The following is a 16,803-nucleotide window of genomic DNA, read 5'->3' as shown; positions in this document are numbered from 1 at the left end:
CGCCTTGGGCAGATAAAACACCAGGCGGTTACTTACGATGGATACAGGATGGTACCTATATTGAAATGTTAAGTTATTTACCCGAAAAGAGTATGTTTAAGATAGCCYAATCGGTAAAATAACAAGGTACGTGTATTCAACTAACGGAAGACGTTAGCAGAATAACTACACCGAGGTAGCCGGCCATACGATCGGCTGCCTCTTTGTTGAGCTAACTGGCAGTTTAACGTGGATGACGAATAAAGTTGTAGACTGTGGGCAGGCGTTAAGCAAATGGATGATTGTCGAATGTCTAGCAGGAATACGTCAAAAGTTAGCGAATTTCAAATATTCTAAAGTTAATTTAATATTAAATAGAACGGGGTGTATGTCCCCATAGTAGAGAAGAGGCCATCATGGGTAGCGTCAAGAAGTTTGTGTAAGAAGGTAGGAATATCCATCGAGACGATGGGTAACTGTTATGTCTGAATGTTCTGACGTTTTTGCAGGTAGGGGGTCAGCCCCACCATAGATTTGGGAGTTATTGGTTAATCGTTAGATTGTGAATAGCGTCTCTCGAACATCTCAGCAAGCTTCTTTTTGACTTCCGGCATACCGAATCCGGGTATGATGCGTTCCGCATACATCTCGTTGTATTCAATACTTTGCAAGTAGACGACCTTCTCAGCCGCATCCATGTTCGTCAGGCTGTTCATGGGCTTGAGCCGCTTTCGGAATTCTTTGTTCATTCGCTCGATGGCATTCGAAGTGTGGATCGCCTTCTTAATCGCTTCCGGGTACTTGTAGAACGTTAGCAGGGTAGACAATTGACTCTCCCAGGACTTCATCTCTTTCGGGTAAAGCTTGCCCCACTTGTCTTTAACCGTGTCGAAAGCAGCGAGAGCCAAGTCGTGATCTTTCGCATTGTAGATCATCTTCAGATCGTTGATCACGTCAGTCTTATGTTCAACACGGATCTTAGGGAAAGTCGCCCGGACCTTGTGTACAATGCAGTGCTGCACRTCAGCTTTCGGATAGGTCTCCCGGAAAGCCTCATCCAATCCGGGAAGGCCGTCGAACACGCCGAGCAGCACTTCTTTGGCCCCTCGGCTGTAGAGATCTTTCAGCACCTCGCGCCACCCGTTAGAACTCTCCTGGCCACCGATGTAGAAACCGAGAATCTGGCGTCGTCCGTCTTCGTCGATACCCATAGCGAAGTAGATGACCTCTCCGCTCACCGTGCTGCGTTTCAACTTGATGTATAGCCCGTCTAAGTAAATGACGGAGTAACGTTTCTGAAGCGGCCGGGCTTGCCAATTTTTAATGTCCTCGAGTACGGTAGCGGTAATGTTGCTCACCGTGGTGGGGGAATAGTGGCTGCCAAACATGCTTTCAATGAAGCGAGCGACGTCGCGGGTGCCCATTCCACTTTTGTACATTTGGATAACGGCTTCCTCCAGCCAGCCGTCACGGCGCTGATACGGTTCAAAGACTTGGGTTTGAAATAGGCCATTACGATCCCGTGGGACTGACAACTCCTCTATGTTCCCGTATTTCGTGTGAAGGGTGCGCTTGTAATAGCCATTGCGACTGTTGTGCCGGCCGGACTCGTCTGTTTCCATGAAGGCTGCGATCTCAGCACGCATAATGCGCTCAAGGTTGTCTTGTACAAACTGAGTAACAAGATTTTCAAATAGATTAGTGAGCATGTTTTCGGGTATATTAGTCATCGGTAGGGTCCTTTCTCTGGTGGCTTCAGCAACCCCGAGGATACCCTACTTTTTTGTTGTCCGACAAGGCTACAAATCTTGGTACACAAACAATTTTACGTCATCTAATTAAGTACCTTTGGTTGGAAAACATACAACCTAATTCGCCCATTTTGCTCATTTCCGCTAATATAGCCCCATTAGCTTGTATGAAATCCAATCAAAATGCTTAATTATCATTATTCAGCTCTTTAGCCTGTATGAAATCCAATCAAATTGCGAATTGGAAATTCATTCACCTAGACAAAGGCTCGCAGCCTCTAAGCTGCGAGTCTTTTCTCACGAATCAAATAAAAGCTTTACGTCTTCAATCATGCTCTTATAATTAGACATAACAAAGAAACGTGCTTATGTATTTGATAGCGTTTACATTTTTGAGGTTTAAACGGAGCTCTAAGAGGGAGGAGTGGAAGTTGGGATACAAACCACTGCAGCTTATTTGGCTAATCGTTGCCATGGCTATGATCACAGGCTGCGCTGCACATTCTGCTAACGGCTATGAAGTCGTATACACGCTGGAATCGCACTCTCGCCCGGCTGCCATTGAACCTGAAGAACAACACGATTCAGGCCTTCATATGATTGCGATGGTAGGAAGGAATAACGGACCTTATTTCGCCAATGCCGAAGAAGGGGCTAGGGAGGCAGCTACTCAATTAAATGTAGAGGTAACGTTCGATAATCCAGAGCCGCCAACTGCGCAGCAGCAGATTGAAGTTGTCGAGCAGTTAATAAAGAAGGAAGTTGATGTCATCGCGATCTCTGCCATAGACCCGGAGAAGCTTATCCCCGTTCTTGTGAAAGCTCAGAATCATGGAATAAGGGTAGTGACATGGGATGCGGATACGATGCTGAAGGGCCGGGATTTCTTCGTCAATCAAGTTGATACAGAAGCACTGGGCAGACATCTGATGGATAATATGGCACAGGCAATGGGAGAGACAGGGAAGTTTGTTGTCCTTAGCGGAACGCATAACGATGCGAAATCCACTGAGCTCCTCAAGTGGATTGAAGTGCAAGCTGACGAGTACTATCCCGATATGAAGCTTGAGCTTATAAAGGTTGCGGCAGACCTCAAGGGTGTGCTGACAAGCGAGTCTGACATCGAAGGCGTGATTGATCTTTATTCGATGGACGAAGCGGCTGCAGCGGAGACGGTTAAGCAAGCAGGCCAAGCCGGCAATGTGAAAGTAACCGGACTTTATTCACCGTCAGTGATTAGCAAATACTTGCGGGACGGTTCGGTGCAGGCGGCGACGTTATGGAGTCCCAAGAAGCTGGGTTATGTTACGGTAGCGCTAGCCAGTGGTTTGGCAAGCGGTATATATCCGACAGACGGTCAGGATGTTCCAGGTGTCGGTACTATACGGATGCTCGGCAATACGGTCATTATGGATGAGCCGATTGATTTTACCCGGGAGAATGTGAATCAATATGATTTTTAGTAGGATGAGGAAGTTTCGAGTTCGCGAGCTGAGATTAAGCTCCAAGCTGCTAATCACTTACTTGCTGCTGACAGTCGTACCTATTGCGCTGATTGGATTGTTTTCGTATTCGCATTATGCCAAGTCGGTCCAAGATCCGCTCGGTGAATATATGCCTAAGTTTTTGAATCAGGCGAACCATGATATCGAACAGCATATTCAGCAGCTCGGCGGGCTTTCGGAATGGATATCGGACTCCGAGCAAGCGCTTGCGATACTGAGGCGTGAGGATAAATCGGACAGGGCGCTGCTGGAAAGAGACACCGCCTATATGAATGATTATTTGAGCCAAACGTACGTGAACGGCAGCAATCCTGATGTGCTCGGCGTGTACGTGCTCTTGGGCGATCAGCTCTATTATAGCTCCAAATGGGTATTTCAAGAGCAGGATTGGAAATGGCAGCTTAGGCGCTATAGCGGATCTGAACCGACGCAGTGGCAGGGGCGGCTTATTCAGCAGGAGGAAGTGAAGCTTCACTTCGCCAATAAAATACCGTACGTCATGATTAAGAAGCAGCTCTTCGATACCGATAACCGCAAAATGTTAGGAAGCATGTTCATTGCCATCGACCTTTCGTTTATTGACCGCATCTTCCGCAACATCGAAAGCGATGAAGAAGGCGAAGGCAAGATGTGGCTGATGAACGAATCGGGATTGATCGTCTATCATACGAATCCAGCTATGATCGGAACGGTGGATACGAATAAGAAGTCCTATCCGCTGCTGAACGGAAGCTTCCGTACGAAAGGTCCGGACACTCCTTCATTGATTAGTCTCAATCAGTCCTCACGCGGGTTTATACTGGTACACAGTCTTCCGATAAAGAAGCTGACGAGCGAGGTGGACGCGATTCAGAAGTGGAACGGCGTACTCCTGCTCAGTATTTTCCTGCTTACGGCGGTCGTCTTCGTCTATTTCTCGTGGAAGTTCATCCAGCCGCTTAAACGGCTTAGCAGTATGATGAAGAACGTGGAGATGGGCAAGTTCCAGGTCAATTACGAATTGCAAAGCAGGGACGAGATCGGCACGCTCGCAACGAGCCTGAACTCGATGATCACGACGATCCGGGATTTGATTCAAAAAAACTACCAAATCGAAATTCGCCAAAAAGAAGCGGAATTGTACGCGCTGCAATCGCAGATCAATCCCCATTTTATGTACAATACGCTGGAGACGATCGGCATGGCCGTGGAAGAGGGCGAGACCGAAGCGGTTGTCGATATGGTTACGCTGCTTGGCCGCATGCTGCGCTTCTCCGTCAGCAACCTAAGCAGATCGGTCACGATCGCGGAAGAAGTGCAGCATGTGAGGGATTATTTGACGATTCAGAAGTTCCGCTTCGAGGATCGGCTGGCTTTCGAGATCGTCGAGCAGCGAGCAGGAGATTTGCAGAACCTGTATTCGCCCAAGTTCATCCTTCAGCCGGTTGTAGAGAATGCGATCAAGCACGGGCTGGAAAAGCGCAGAAAGCTCGAAATCCAAATTTCGATTGGACAGGAATTCGGCGCACAGTCGGGCAATGTGGAAATGGTATTCCGTATTCGAGACAATGGGCCGGGCATATCGGCAGAGCGCCTCATGGAGCTGGAGAAGCTGCTGAAGAACGAATCGTTCCAGCACAAGAGCTCGCAATTCGGCTTAAGCAATGTGAATGCGAGAATCAAGATGATGCATGGTTCGGAATACGGTCTGCAAATGCATAGTATAGAAGGGCTTGGAACAGAAATCATCATACGTATACCGATGAATACGCAGCCTTATGAGAACGATCAGAATGAGCTTCCGGGGTGAGGGTGAGAGGTGAACGATGAGAACGATCAGAACGTTAATTGTGGATGACGAGCCTCGCATTCGGAGGGGGATCGAGCGCCATGTCCAGTCTCTCGGGGAAGGCTGGGAGGTCGTAGCGACGGCGGGGGACGGCCGGGAGGCGCTGCAGCTTCTGCAGGAGCATGAGGGAGGGGTCGATCTGTTAATTACCGACGTGAAGATGCCGGAGATGGACGGCCTTACCTTAATCAAGGAAGCGAAGAAGCTGTACCCGATCTATCCTATCCTCATAAGCGGCTTTGACGACTTCATTTACTTGCAGACCGCCCTGCGGGAAGGGGCTCTCGACTATATATTGAAACCGCTCGACCGGGAGCAGTTCCGCCACCGGATGCTGGAGCTGCGCGACATTATTACACGGGATCGCTATCATGCCTTGACGAGAGGCGAGCTGGAGCGGGATACGGAGAAGCTGGCGAAGACACGTCAAATTCAGACCTTAAGCTATATTACGTCGGCGGATATTAACATGACGAATCTGGGCTGCTGGGTGGATGAGTTCCCGAGCGGTCAATATATTCTTCTGCTGGTCCGTCTGGACGCGCTGCCTGTCAAGACGAGAACATATACGTCCAGTGACTGGAAAGCGTACTTCTATGCGCTCGAAAATATTATTTCGGAGGTCGTTGAGACGGAGCTGGCTCATTCCGGTCGAACAGGATGGTGTTACTTCGGCGGGGAATCAGACTTTTGGGTGCTCGTTCAGGGTGAGCAGTCGGACGTTGCGATAGAGGCAACGGCCCGCCAATTGGCAGAGCAAATACGAGCCTCGATTCGAGCGTACACTCCCTTCACGGTATCGATCGCCTATGGTCAGACGATCGAGGAGCTATATCTTCTTCCGGAGGCTAAGCGTCAATCACTCGCGCGTATGAACTACCGTTATGTGTATGGCGGCAACCAAATCTTCCATTCGGCCGAACGGTCCGAGGAAGGCGATGCCGATCAGCATGGGAAGGAAGCGGCCATTCTCTCTCAGAAGCTCAAGCGGGCGGTTGATCAGGCTAACGAGGCTGATGCGTTGAAGGCTTGCAAGCAATTTTTTGAACAAGTAGAGATGATGGAGAGTCCTTCCCGTATCCAGGCGGCTGTGCTCCATGCGGTTATATTGATTCATTCGGCCCTGCTGGAGAATACGAGGGGCTTGCCCGATTCGTCAGCGATTATGGAAGAGATTCAGATGGTTAAGAGAGCAGCCAGCCTTCATGAGCTGAAATCTTGCACCTGGCATTTGGCCGAGTCGGTCATTCATGACATCATCAAGTCGCGACAGACAAGCAACGTCAAGGTGATCGATCAAGCTAAGCGTTGGATCACCGATCATGTTGCTGAGGATATCACGATAAAAAAAATCGCCGATCACGTCTATATGAATCCGACTTACTTCAGTGAATATTTCAAAATGCAGACCGGAGAGACGGTGCTCGATTTTCTCACGCGGCTTCGCATTGATCATGCGAAAGAGCTGCTGCGGGACACGCGGCTTAAGCTGCATGATATTAGCGGTAGAGTAGGCTATCAAGACGTGAAATATTTCAGCAAGCTGTTCAAGCAGAAGCTAGGGATGACGCCATCCCAATATAGAGAATCTACCAATATTGAACCGAAGGGAGCAGGCAAAGATGACGACGAGCAATAAATTCGCATGGACATGGAAGATCAAGGAGGAATGTCTGGAGGAATACGTGAGGATGCATCTGGACCCTTGGCCGGAAATCATGAGCGAGCATTCCCGGGCAGGCATACGCAATTATTCAATTTTCCAGAACGGCAATCAGTTTTTCTATTGCTTTGAATGCGACGATGTGGAAGAGGCGTTCCGGCTCATCGCGGAGAGCGAGGCATGCAATCGCTGGAATGCGATTACGTCGACGATGGTCGAGGGATCATTCGACTTCCATGAGGCAGAGCCGATCAAGCCGATGAGAGAAGTATTTTACTTRAATTAAACGTATGCCGCCAAAGGACGGCGACAGTTAACGAATTGAAAATAATATCCAACCAAGGAATGAGTTAGACCTGAGACTCTGTCACCCGTTCAAGCAAATGAAGCTTGCTGCGGATGCTCGGGTCTTTTTTTTCTACACTGGCACAATTAACAAACAAGCGTGATTTGATACCACTGAGCATTCAATTGTTGCAGCTTTCGATCCGCATCTACGGCAGTCTTCGCCATATCCTTCATGTAATGGCACTAGCAGAACAGATACGGCACATCAAGCAAGAGTGATTCGAAAGCATGCCGGATGGAAACCTGTCCGTCGCTTACAATCCGTCGCTTACAATACTTACGATGGGATCCCCCATTTCGATCATGGGATCGATCCGTGTACGAAGTTTGGCTGCTGCTGCTGCTCCTGCTAACGGACACCAGAGGCCCTTATAGGTTTGATTTGCGACTTTAACTGTATTTACGGACACATAAGACTCTAACAGGTGTGTTTGGCAGCGAAATCGCTTCGATTGGCGCAATTAGCGCCTGTCGTGTCCGTAACGATGCAGCAGCCACCGAATAAGGGTAATTAGAGTCCTTTGTGACCGTAAGCCATGCAAAAAAACGACGACTGACCCTTCCCTTCGTTAAAGGAGCTATCGTAGTTTTTTTTATACCGTTCAAACCTTTAAAGTTTAGGAGGAAGCACGTCTAGCTGCCTATCCTGACTGGGCTGTTTTAGAACCCGAATCCTCTCCCCCCAACCCGAGCATTGTCACCTTATGACCTTCCTTTGTTGCTGATAAGATGTAGCCATAAGGGCCGGAGTGCCAAGCGCAACGACAGACATAAGGGGGTAAGCCGGGGATGGCGAATACAGAATATGTACTTGAACTGAGTGGAATTACGAAAGTATTTCCTGGGGTTAAGGCGCTTAATGACGTTTATTTCAAGCTGAGACCGGGTGAAATTCACGCATTAATGGGGGAGAACGGAGCGGGCAAGTCAACGTTCATCAAAGTGATAACCGGCGTCTATTCGCCTGACGGCGGCGAGATGTACTTAGACGGTGAGAAGGTGGAGTTTCACCACCCGACGGATGCACAGAAACGGGGAATCGCAGCTATTTATCAGCATGTTACATGTTACCCTGATCTGAGCGTCACCGAAAATATATTTATGGGCCACGAGAGGGTACAGCGAGGAACGGGCCGTATTCTATGGAAGGAAATGCATAAGGAAGCGGGGCTGCTGCTTAAGGAGCTTGGCGCAGCCTTCAGTCCTAAGACGATGATGGGCGCGCTTAGCGTTGCGGAGCAGCAGATTGTCGAGATTGCGAAGGCGCTATCTGTGGATGCGAAGATTATTATAATGGACGAACCGACTGCGGCGTTGACCAAAAACGAGAGCGAAGAGCTATACCGGATAACGGAGCGTCTGCGGGATAAGGGCGCAGCCATTATTTTCATCTCGCATCGGTTCGAGGACTTGTATCGTCTTGCCAGCAAAGTGACGGTATTCCGGGATGCCAAATATATCGGCACATGGAATGTCGATGAAATTTCGAATCATGACTTAATTATCGCTATGGTAGGCAGAGAGATTTCGCAGCTGTTCCCGAAGAAGGAAGCCGTACTCGGCGAAGAGCTGCTGCGCGTGGAGGGTCTTGGGAGAACCGGCTATTACGCTGACGTATCCTTTGCGCTTCGCCGGGGAGAGATACTCGGCTTGACGGGGCTCGTCGGCGCAGGGAGAACGGAAGTATGCCAAGCTCTATTCGGGATCGAGAAGCATGACAAAGGCAGCATCCAGTACAAAGGAAAGCCGCTGCAGCTTCGAAATCCGCGCGAAGCCATGCGCCACGGCATCGGCTATTTGCCGGAGGATCGGCAAAAGCAAGGGCTCGTCCTGCAATGGGGGATCGGACGCAATGTATCGCTGCCGACGCTTGAGAAGTTCGCCGCTCAAGGTGCGATTAACTTCCGCAAGGAGCTGGAGTCGGCGAAGCGCTTGGCAGAGAAGGTGAACGTCAAGGCGAAGAGCGTGTTCGATCTGGTCAGCTCGCTATCGGGCGGCAATCAGCAGAAGGTCGTATTCGCCAAGTTATTGAATGCCGAACTGGACGTGCTCATCCTTGATGAACCGACCAAAGGGGTCGATGTAGGGGCGAAGTCGGCTATCTACGAAATGATCAGTGATCTCGCATGCTCGGGTTACGGGATCATTCTTGTATCATCCGAAATGCCGGAAATCATCGGCATGTGCGATCGGGTAGCAGTGATGCGAGAAGGACGCATTACAGCTATGCTTGACCGCGAGGGCTTGACGCAGGAAGCCATTCTGTCGGCCTCGATGGACGGAACAGCGGACGAGGAGGCGAGCGCATGAAACCAATAACACAACCTGCCGCTCCCATTGCTGGAACCCATCCTGAGAAAACATCTGTAAGCGCTATGATTGCGAAGTTCAGGGAGCTCGGTCTGCTCCTCTTCATTATTCTGATGTCGCTTGGCGTACAGCTTCGTAACCCAAGCTTCCTTACTTGGGAGAACATCAATGACATTGCAACGAATACGGCCATTCTCGCTATCCTGTCCGTAGGCATGATGCTCGTCATCATTACGCGCGGAATCGACCTTTCAATCGGCGCAACGCTTGCTTTATCGGGCATGGTTGCCGCGCTTACGGTTAAGCAAATGCCGGATATGCATCCAGCGCTCGTATTAGCAATCGGTATTGGAGTAGGGCTCTTATGCGGCATGGTGCTAGGTTTCCTAGTAGCGTGGGTTAATATCCTTCCGATTATCGCGACGCTCGGGATGATGAACGTATTCCGCGGTTTAACCTTCGAGACGAGCGGAGGCAAGTGGGTCAGTGCCCATCAAATGCCTGCCAGCTTTAAGGAGATCGCTACAGGAAGCTTGCTTGGCATCAATAACCTCATAGCCATCGCCATTGTCATCTATATCGCCGCTTACTATTTTGTAAGCTACACGCGGACGGGAAGAAGAATTTATGCGATCGGGAGCAACCCCGATTCGGCACTTATAAGCGGCATTCGCACGGGACGAATTCTGTGGCTAGTCTACACGGTCATGGGCGGGCTCTCCGGACTTGCCGGCGTTCTCTGGGTATCCAAGTTCGCTTCGGCGCAGGGCGATACGGCTTCGGGCTATGAGCTCAGCGTCATTGCTGCATGTGTCCTTGGCGGTGTCAGCATCGCTGGAGGCGTCGGCAAAATATCGGGCATTATCCTTGGATCGATATTGCTTGGCATTCTGAATAACGCGATGCCGATGATCAACATCTCTCCCTTCTGGCAAATGTTCATACAAGGGTCGATCATCCTGATCGCCGTATTGATCAACGCCATGGTAAAGCGCGGGCTTGACCGAAATAACCTGATGAGGAGGAAAATCTAGCGATGGAACCTCGAGTGATTGCCAGCAAAAAAGATTTTTCTCTGAAGGGGTTTTTCCTCCAATGGGAGTGGCTGCTTGTTCTGATCATAATAGCGGTGTTCATTATGAACATGAATCTATCGGAATATTTCCTGGACTATAACAATCTGCGCGACGCGACGATGGGTTTTCTTGATAAAGCGTTCATCGTGCTGCCGATGGTGTTCATTATTTTGATGGGAGATATCGATATTTCCGTCGGATCGATCGTGGCGTTGTCGTCGGTTATGATGGCCGATCTGTACAACCACGGCGTTCCGATGGAGCTGGCCGTACTGATTTGTCTCGCTGTCGGCGCGCTCTGCGGCTGGGTTAACGGCATGCTGATCGTCAGGTTCAAGGAGCTCTCTTCGGTTATTGTCACGCTCGCAACGATGATTATTTATCGCGGCATCGCCTATATTTTGCTCGAAGACCAGGCGTCGGGCAGCTTCCCGTCATGGTTCAAGTTTCTTGGCTGGGATTATATCGGCGGCATCCCGTTCATCCTTATTGCGTTCGCGGCAGCCGTTATTATATTCGCTTATTTGCTGCACAAGACAACGTTCGGCAGGAAAGTATACGCCATTGGCAACAATCCGACGGCCGCGCTGTATTCCGGCGTTCCCGTAGACCGAATCAAGGTTATCGTATTCACCTTGGCCGGACTAATGGCTGCTGTTACTGCCTTGTTCCTTACCTCACGCATGGGCAGTACTCGCCCCAATATTGCAACAGGCTATGAGCTTGAAGTGATTGCGATGGTTGTACTCGGAGGGATAAGCACGGCTGGAGGCAAAGGAAGGATGATCGGCGCGATACTTGCCGTGTTCCTGATCGGCTTCCTTCGCTACGGGCTCGGTCTTGTCAACGTATCGGCCCAGTCGCTTCTCATTATTTTAGGCTTATTGTTAATCGTCGCGGTTGCCATTCCGCAATTGAAGATGCGCGTCGGCGCAAGCCGCAAGACGACTTGATCCGCGATACGATTCGGCTATTGCAGTCGATTGTATATATAATAAGAGTAGAAAAAGGGAGGAAACAAATGTGAAAAAGGTATTATCCATCATCGTGGCTACCGTAATGTTAATGACTCTTATCGCAGCATGCAGCAACAACTCCGGGGAAGGCTCTTCGAATGGCGAGGGTGAAGGCGCAGGGGGCAAACAGAAATATGCCATCATATTCAAAAATACGGGCAACCCCTACGGCGAGAAGGAAATGGATGGCTACAAGAAAGCGATCGAAGAGCTTGGCTACGAAGCGATCTTGAAAGCGCCTGATCAGCCGACTGCCGAAGCGCAGATTACGATGATCGATGAGCTTATTTCGCAGAAGGTGAACTCCATTGCAATTGTCGGCAACGATCCCGATGCGCTTCAGCCCGCGCTGGAGAAAGCGATGAAAGCCGGCATTAAAGTGCTGTCGCTCGACTCCGCGGTTAATGCGAAGAGCCGTCTCGTCCATGTCAATCAAGCCGACCCGGAACGAATTGGCCGCACGCTCATTCAAGGCGTTGTAGAGATGATCGGCGGTTCAGGCGAAATCGCGATCTTGAGCGCAACATCGCAAGCAACGAACCAGAACACATGGATCGAATGGATGAAGAAGGAACTGGAGGATCCGAAGTACGCGGATGTTAAGCTTGTGAAGGTAGCTTACGGCGACGACCTGCGCGATAAGAGCGTATCCGAGACGGAAGCGCTGCTGAAATCGTACCCGAACCTGAAGGGCATTATTGCGCCGACGACGGTAGGTATCGCGGCAGCCGGCAAAGTGCTTACGGACAAAGGCTTGAAAGGCAAGGTGCAGCTGACGGGTCTTGGGCTGCCGAGCGAGATGGCGGAATACATTGAGACAGGCATCTGCCAATGGATGTACCTGTGGAATCCGATCGATGTAGGTTATTTGGCGGGCTATGCAGCAGACGGACTTGTTAATGGTAAAATTACCGGCAAAGTAGGAGAGAAAGTAAGCGCGGGTACACTTGGCGAGAAAGAGATCGTACAAGACGGCGACGGCACGCAAATTATGCTTGGCGATCCGTTCAAATTCGATGCAAGCAATATCGCGGAATGGAAAACCGTTTATTAATAGGAGTATCGAATTGAAACATTGAAACGATATACTTTCCTAAATTTCAAAGAACAGGCTGCAGAGGCAGCCTGTTTTTTTTCATGCTGGGATGTCTAAGATGCGTGTAATTGCATTTCGTCGAACTAATATAGTAAGTTTGCCGACAAGGTCGCATTTAGTTGCGTTTCGTCAAACTAATCAGCCTATTGTAACCAGGAAGCTAAAACCGCCTCATTAGTTTCCTGAAATCAAACTAAATGAGGTGATATATGCGAAAACGATGTATTAGTTGCTCAAAATGGAACTATCGAACGGTGTCCGACGTTGATGCCCGCTGGCGGGCTACAATCCCATGCAAATTCAGCAAATCAGCTTGCGAAAAAATGGTTTCCTCAGCGTACGTGATCTGCTATGATAGGATGGCAATAACTTATTAAATGCGTTTAATAAGTGTCGTGAAAGAAGGCGGTGATCCTTATGAACGAGTTGCTCGCGACTCCAGAAGAGACGAAAAAAACGATTTTGCGCGGAATACGCTCCACGTTGTTGGCGCTTGGGAGTGCCACGAAAGCAGAGCTGAGCGACAAGCTCGGATTAAGCTTTCCGACCATCAGCAAGTTTCTGACCCAGATGGAGCGGGACGGGGAGCTGCTGGCCGTCGGTCTTGACGATTCCAGCGGCGGGAGAAGAGCGCAGCGATATGCGTACAATCCGGAGCATATGCTTGGGCTGGCGATTTTTCTAGAGCGAACAGAGACGAACTACATGATCTTTAATTGTATAGGCGAAGTGAAGGAACAGGGGCAAACGTCGAGCTTCCTGCTTGATAATATCGAGAGTCTGACTCTCCGGATCGAAGAGATCGTGCGCAGCGAGCCGCGAATAAAGTCACTGTCCATCGGTGTGCCGGCTTCGGTTCGTAATGGTCGGCTTATTTACATTCCCGGCTATGCGCAGTTCCAAGATTTTGATCTGAAAAAGCATTTCGAGGATCGTTTATCCATTCCGGTCGTCGTAGAGAACGATATGAACGCGGCTGTGCTTGGTTACAACGACACTCGGGGAGTGAAGGATGATGGCTCCTCCTTGGTCTACTTGTACCTTGGCAACAACGGCCCGGGTGCCGGTATTATGATGAACGGCGTACTGGTGCGTGGCAGCTCCTATTTCTCAGGGGAAGTATCCTTTGTACCTCAGTATGATAAAAGCAACTTCCTGCAAGCTTTGGATAAGGGAAGCGGCTTGGAGACGGAAGAGGAGCGAGAAACAGCAAGAGTAGATGCGATTAGTCGGCTTGTTGCGGCGTTCTCGGCGATTCTTAACCCGCATGCGTTTATTTTCTGCGATGACGAAGTAAATGAAACGATGATTAGCCGCATTGCGGCAAGCAGCGCGTCATTTATACCGGCAGAGCATCTCCCTAAGCTTGCGGCAAGCGATTGGCGGCAAGATTATTTGTATGGCTTGCAGCACTTAGGACTTGATCTTATGATTTCGAGAACCAAAGGATAATAGACAACAGGAGAAGAGTGAACGATATGGCTACGTTTTTTCTAATGATTATTTATTTGGCTTTTATTAGTTTGGGCTTGCCCGACTCCCTTCTTGGGACGGCATGGCCGATAATGCAATCGGATTACGATGCGCCGTTGGAAACGGCCGGCGTCATATTCATGATCATCGCCGGAAGCACGATCGTGTCCAGCCTCATAAGCGGGAAGGTGCTCGCGCGATACGGGACGGGCAAAATTACGCTTGTCAGCTGCATCTTGACTGCCGGGGCCTTGTTTGGCTTTGCCCTTTCGCCGTCGCTCATCTGGCTTATTCTATGCGCGATTCCGCTTGGAATTGGCGGCGGCGCGGTCGATTCCGGACTTAATAATTACGTTGCCGCCCATTACAAGGCGCATCATATGAGCTGGCTGCACTGTTTCTGGGGAGTCGGAGCCACTCTGGGGCCGATGATTATGGCTCCGTTCATAACGGGACAAGAAGCTTGGCGACAAGGTTATATGACCGTTGCCGGCATTCAGTTCGGGCTCGTTATTGTATTATTCGTTACGCTTCCTCTATGGAAACGTGCGCCGCAAGGCGGCAGTGCCTCGTCGCAAGAGGCGTCCATTGGCGCAGCGGCGGAAACGGCGGAGGGCGAAATCGCTCTATCGCAGCCGAAGAAGCCTTTGCAGGTAAAGGGAGTCAAGCTGGCGCTTGCCACCTTCTTGTTCTACTGCGCGGTCGAGGCGACGATGGGACTGTGGGGAAGCAGTTTCCTCGTTAATGTGAAGGACATGACTGCTGCCGCAGCAGCGCAATGGGTTTCGTTGTTTTACGCGGGGATCACGATCGGCAGGTTCATAACGGGTTTCATTACGTTCAAGCTGACGAACCGCATGCTCATTCGGGTTGGGCAGATGATGACATTGGCCGGAGCCGTACTTATGATCCTTCCGCTGCCAACGAGCTTCGCGCTTGCCGGCTTTATGATTGTCGGCTTAGGTCTCGCGCCGATCTTTCCTTGTATGCTTCATGAGACGCCTGAACGCTTTGGTAAGAAGCATGCGGGGTCCATTATGGGGTTCCAAATGGCTTTCGCATACACGGGGAGCACGTTCATGCCGCCGCTGCTCGGCTTTATTGCCGCTTACGCGACGATCGGCATCTTTCCGTCCTATATCGTTATTTGCGCGTTGGCGATGCTGCTGTTCTCGGAAAGGTTGAATGGAATGATGAAGAAGCGGCAAGAACTGAAGCAAAGTCATCCGAATACGGTTGCATCTTAATCGATCGATTCGAAACAAATGTTATGGATCAATCGTCTTGAATGGAGGGGGTGGCGTTATGCTGAAATTCAGAACGATAAGTGTGGCTGTTATTCTAATCGCGGCTTTGGCTGTTGCCGGATGCTCATCGAACGACAACGAAACGAACATCGTACCAGTGGATGAGCCGAAGCAGGCGGAGGACAACCGGGCAATGGAAGGAAAAAGCGTTACAACAAGGGTCGTGGCAAGCGAGAAGGTGCTGCCTGAGGACTTTAATGAAGCTTCATTCAGAAGAGAAATCGCGCCTCATTACGAATATATGGCGACGAAATCAACAGATGAAACGCAATATGAGAAGGCGTGGAACTACTATAGGTTCGAAGAGAAGCAGCCTGAAGTGAACCATGAGCAAAACGATACCTACTTCATCGGCGTTCACGAATCGGGAACTTGCCCATACGAGACAGGTGAGGTTTCGCTTCGCGCAGACGGACAGGCGCTCGTTGTCATGCTCGTTGGAACAGGCAGCTATTGCACGGCCGATGCAAGGCCAAGGACGTTCGTAATCGAGCTTAATAAGGAGCAATCGAAGGCTATCAGAGAAGTCGTCATTATCGAGAGTGATACCGAGACGATCGTTCCGTTGTCTGACGTGCTATAGGTTCGAGATTTTCGGCTCCGCTAACATACGGTACTGCCCCGGCGTGATACCGATCTCCCGTTTGAACAAGCTGCAAAATTGCGCATCGGTAGAAAAGCCGCATTCCATCGCGATGATCGACACCTGAAGCGGGGAATGGTGCAGCAACGTCTTCGCACGCTCCAGCCTGCGAAGCAAAATATATTGAGTCGGCGAGACGCCAAGCTTCTCCTTGAAGAGATGGCGGAAGCGGTCATAGCTATAGCCGTATTGCGCGGCCAGCGATTGCAGATCGACCCTCTGCAGTGAATATTCATCCATGTACGCTTGCGCGTAACGGATAATATCTCCGCGATCATCCGTTTCCTCGGAAGGATGCGTGCGGAATAGCTCTATGAATAGCTCGGAAGCTATCGTATTTAACATCTGCTTATACATGCTTCTTTTGTTTTGAAGCTCAAAGTCGAGTTTATGCAGCAAGTGAAGGATGGGCCTCGAAGGCGCATCACGATATACTCCCTCGACAAGCGGCGGCGAATCGCTGCTAATGAGACCGGAGAACATCACATTCAGCTGCGACGTTGCCCGCTCCTCATGGACCGTGCAGGGAGCGATAATGGCGTAATCTCCGGAGGAGAAGCTATATTCCTCTTGGCCAATCCTCGTTGTTCCATGCCCGTTCACGTAATAAACAATTTCGTAACAGGGATGGTAATGCGGTCCGATAAACTCCTGCTTGGCCCGTATAGCCTGATAAAAAAAATCAAACGACACTGTCATAGATCGCTTCTCCTATCTCCGTACGAATTAGCCAATTCGTGATAGATCGTAACCTGTTAATACTACTGCCGTTGCCCAAATATTCGTAGAATGAGATCAGTATACCATA

13 protein-coding genes are annotated in these 16,803 nt (G+C 50.1%); 11 read left to right on the top strand and 2 right to left on the bottom strand.

The window, feature by feature from the left end:
* Window positions 1-527 precede the first annotated feature (527 nt).
* A complete protein-coding gene (locus tag AB4Z33_RS02570; RefSeq protein ID WP_442048388.1) occupies window positions 528-1,709 on the bottom strand; it encodes an IS256 family transposase in 1,182 nt (393 codons plus the stop codon).
* A gap of 452 nt (window positions 1,710-2,161) precedes the next feature.
* Here AB4Z33_RS02570 and AB4Z33_RS02565 point away from each other — a divergent pair, with 452 nt between their 5' ends.
* The 11 genes from AB4Z33_RS02565 (at window position 2,162) to AB4Z33_RS02515 (ending at window position 15,935) form a co-directional block, all read left to right on the top strand.
* On the top strand, window positions 2,162-3,193 hold the full coding sequence (locus AB4Z33_RS02565; protein WP_442048387.1) for a substrate-binding domain-containing protein: 1,032 nt from the start codon (window positions 2,162-2,164) through the stop codon (window positions 3,191-3,193).
* A gap of 4 nt (window positions 3,194-3,197) precedes the next feature.
* Window positions 3,198-5,024, top strand: coding sequence for a cache domain-containing sensor histidine kinase (locus tag AB4Z33_RS02560; protein WP_442048386.1), 1,827 nt, complete (start codon window positions 3,198-3,200; stop codon window positions 5,022-5,024).
* A gap of 16 nt (window positions 5,025-5,040) precedes the next feature.
* Entirely contained in the window at window positions 5,041-6,702 is a 1,662-nt protein-coding gene (locus AB4Z33_RS02555; RefSeq protein ID WP_442048385.1) for a response regulator transcription factor, read from the top strand.
* The gene (locus AB4Z33_RS02550) at window positions 6,686-7,012 is read left to right on the top strand and encodes an L-rhamnose mutarotase (RefSeq protein ID WP_442048384.1); all 327 of its coding nucleotides are present in this window, start codon (window positions 6,686-6,688) and stop codon (window positions 7,010-7,012) included. The genes AB4Z33_RS02555 and AB4Z33_RS02550 overlap by 17 nt, the downstream gene beginning before the upstream one ends.
* Window positions 7,013-7,863: 851 nt before the next feature.
* Window positions 7,864-9,384, top strand: coding sequence for a sugar ABC transporter ATP-binding protein (locus AB4Z33_RS02545; protein WP_442048383.1), 1,521 nt, complete (start codon window positions 7,864-7,866; stop codon window positions 9,382-9,384).
* Window positions 9,381-10,418, top strand: a complete 1,038-nt coding sequence (locus AB4Z33_RS02540) for an ABC transporter permease (RefSeq protein ID WP_442048382.1) — start codon at window positions 9,381-9,383, stop codon at window positions 10,416-10,418. Before AB4Z33_RS02545 ends, AB4Z33_RS02540 begins: the two co-directional genes overlap by 4 nt.
* A gap of 2 nt (window positions 10,419-10,420) precedes the next feature.
* Complete coding sequence (locus AB4Z33_RS02535; RefSeq protein WP_442048381.1) at window positions 10,421-11,413, top strand: ABC transporter permease; 993 nt, start codon at window positions 10,421-10,423, stop codon at window positions 11,411-11,413.
* Between the two features lie 70 nt (window positions 11,414-11,483).
* Window positions 11,484-12,530 (top strand): rhamnose ABC transporter substrate-binding protein, encoded by a 1,047-nt coding sequence (gene rhaS, locus AB4Z33_RS02530; RefSeq protein WP_442048380.1) that lies wholly within the window; start codon window positions 11,484-11,486, stop codon window positions 12,528-12,530.
* Window positions 12,531-12,989: 459 nt separating this feature from the next.
* Window positions 12,990-14,024: an ROK family protein gene (locus AB4Z33_RS02525; protein WP_442048379.1), complete on the top strand. Its 1,035-nt coding sequence runs from the start codon at window positions 12,990-12,992 to the stop codon at window positions 14,022-14,024.
* A gap of 26 nt (window positions 14,025-14,050) precedes the next feature.
* Window positions 14,051-15,292 carry an MFS transporter gene (locus AB4Z33_RS02520; RefSeq protein WP_442048378.1) on the top strand — a complete coding sequence of 414 codons (1,242 nt, stop codon included), beginning with the start codon at window positions 14,051-14,053 and terminating at the stop codon, window positions 15,290-15,292.
* A 58-nt stretch (window positions 15,293-15,350) separates the two neighbouring features.
* Window positions 15,351-15,935 (top strand): hypothetical protein, encoded by a 585-nt coding sequence (locus AB4Z33_RS02515; RefSeq protein ID WP_442048377.1) that lies wholly within the window; start codon window positions 15,351-15,353, stop codon window positions 15,933-15,935.
* Here the strand turns inward: AB4Z33_RS02515 and AB4Z33_RS02510 are convergent.
* On the bottom strand, window positions 15,930-16,694 hold the full coding sequence (locus tag AB4Z33_RS02510; RefSeq protein ID WP_442048376.1) for an AraC family transcriptional regulator: 765 nt from the start codon (window positions 16,692-16,694) through the stop codon (window positions 15,930-15,932). The genes AB4Z33_RS02515 and AB4Z33_RS02510 overlap by 6 nt on opposite strands.
* Window positions 16,695-16,803: the final 109 nt, after the last annotated feature.

This window comes from Paenibacillus sp. 2TAB19 (genome assembly GCF_052115185.1).
Classification (GTDB): domain Bacteria; phylum Bacillota; class Bacilli; order Paenibacillales; family Paenibacillaceae; genus Pristimantibacillus.
Note: the sequence above shows the minus strand (reverse complement) of the source record. Positions and strands in the feature narration are given on the sequence as shown.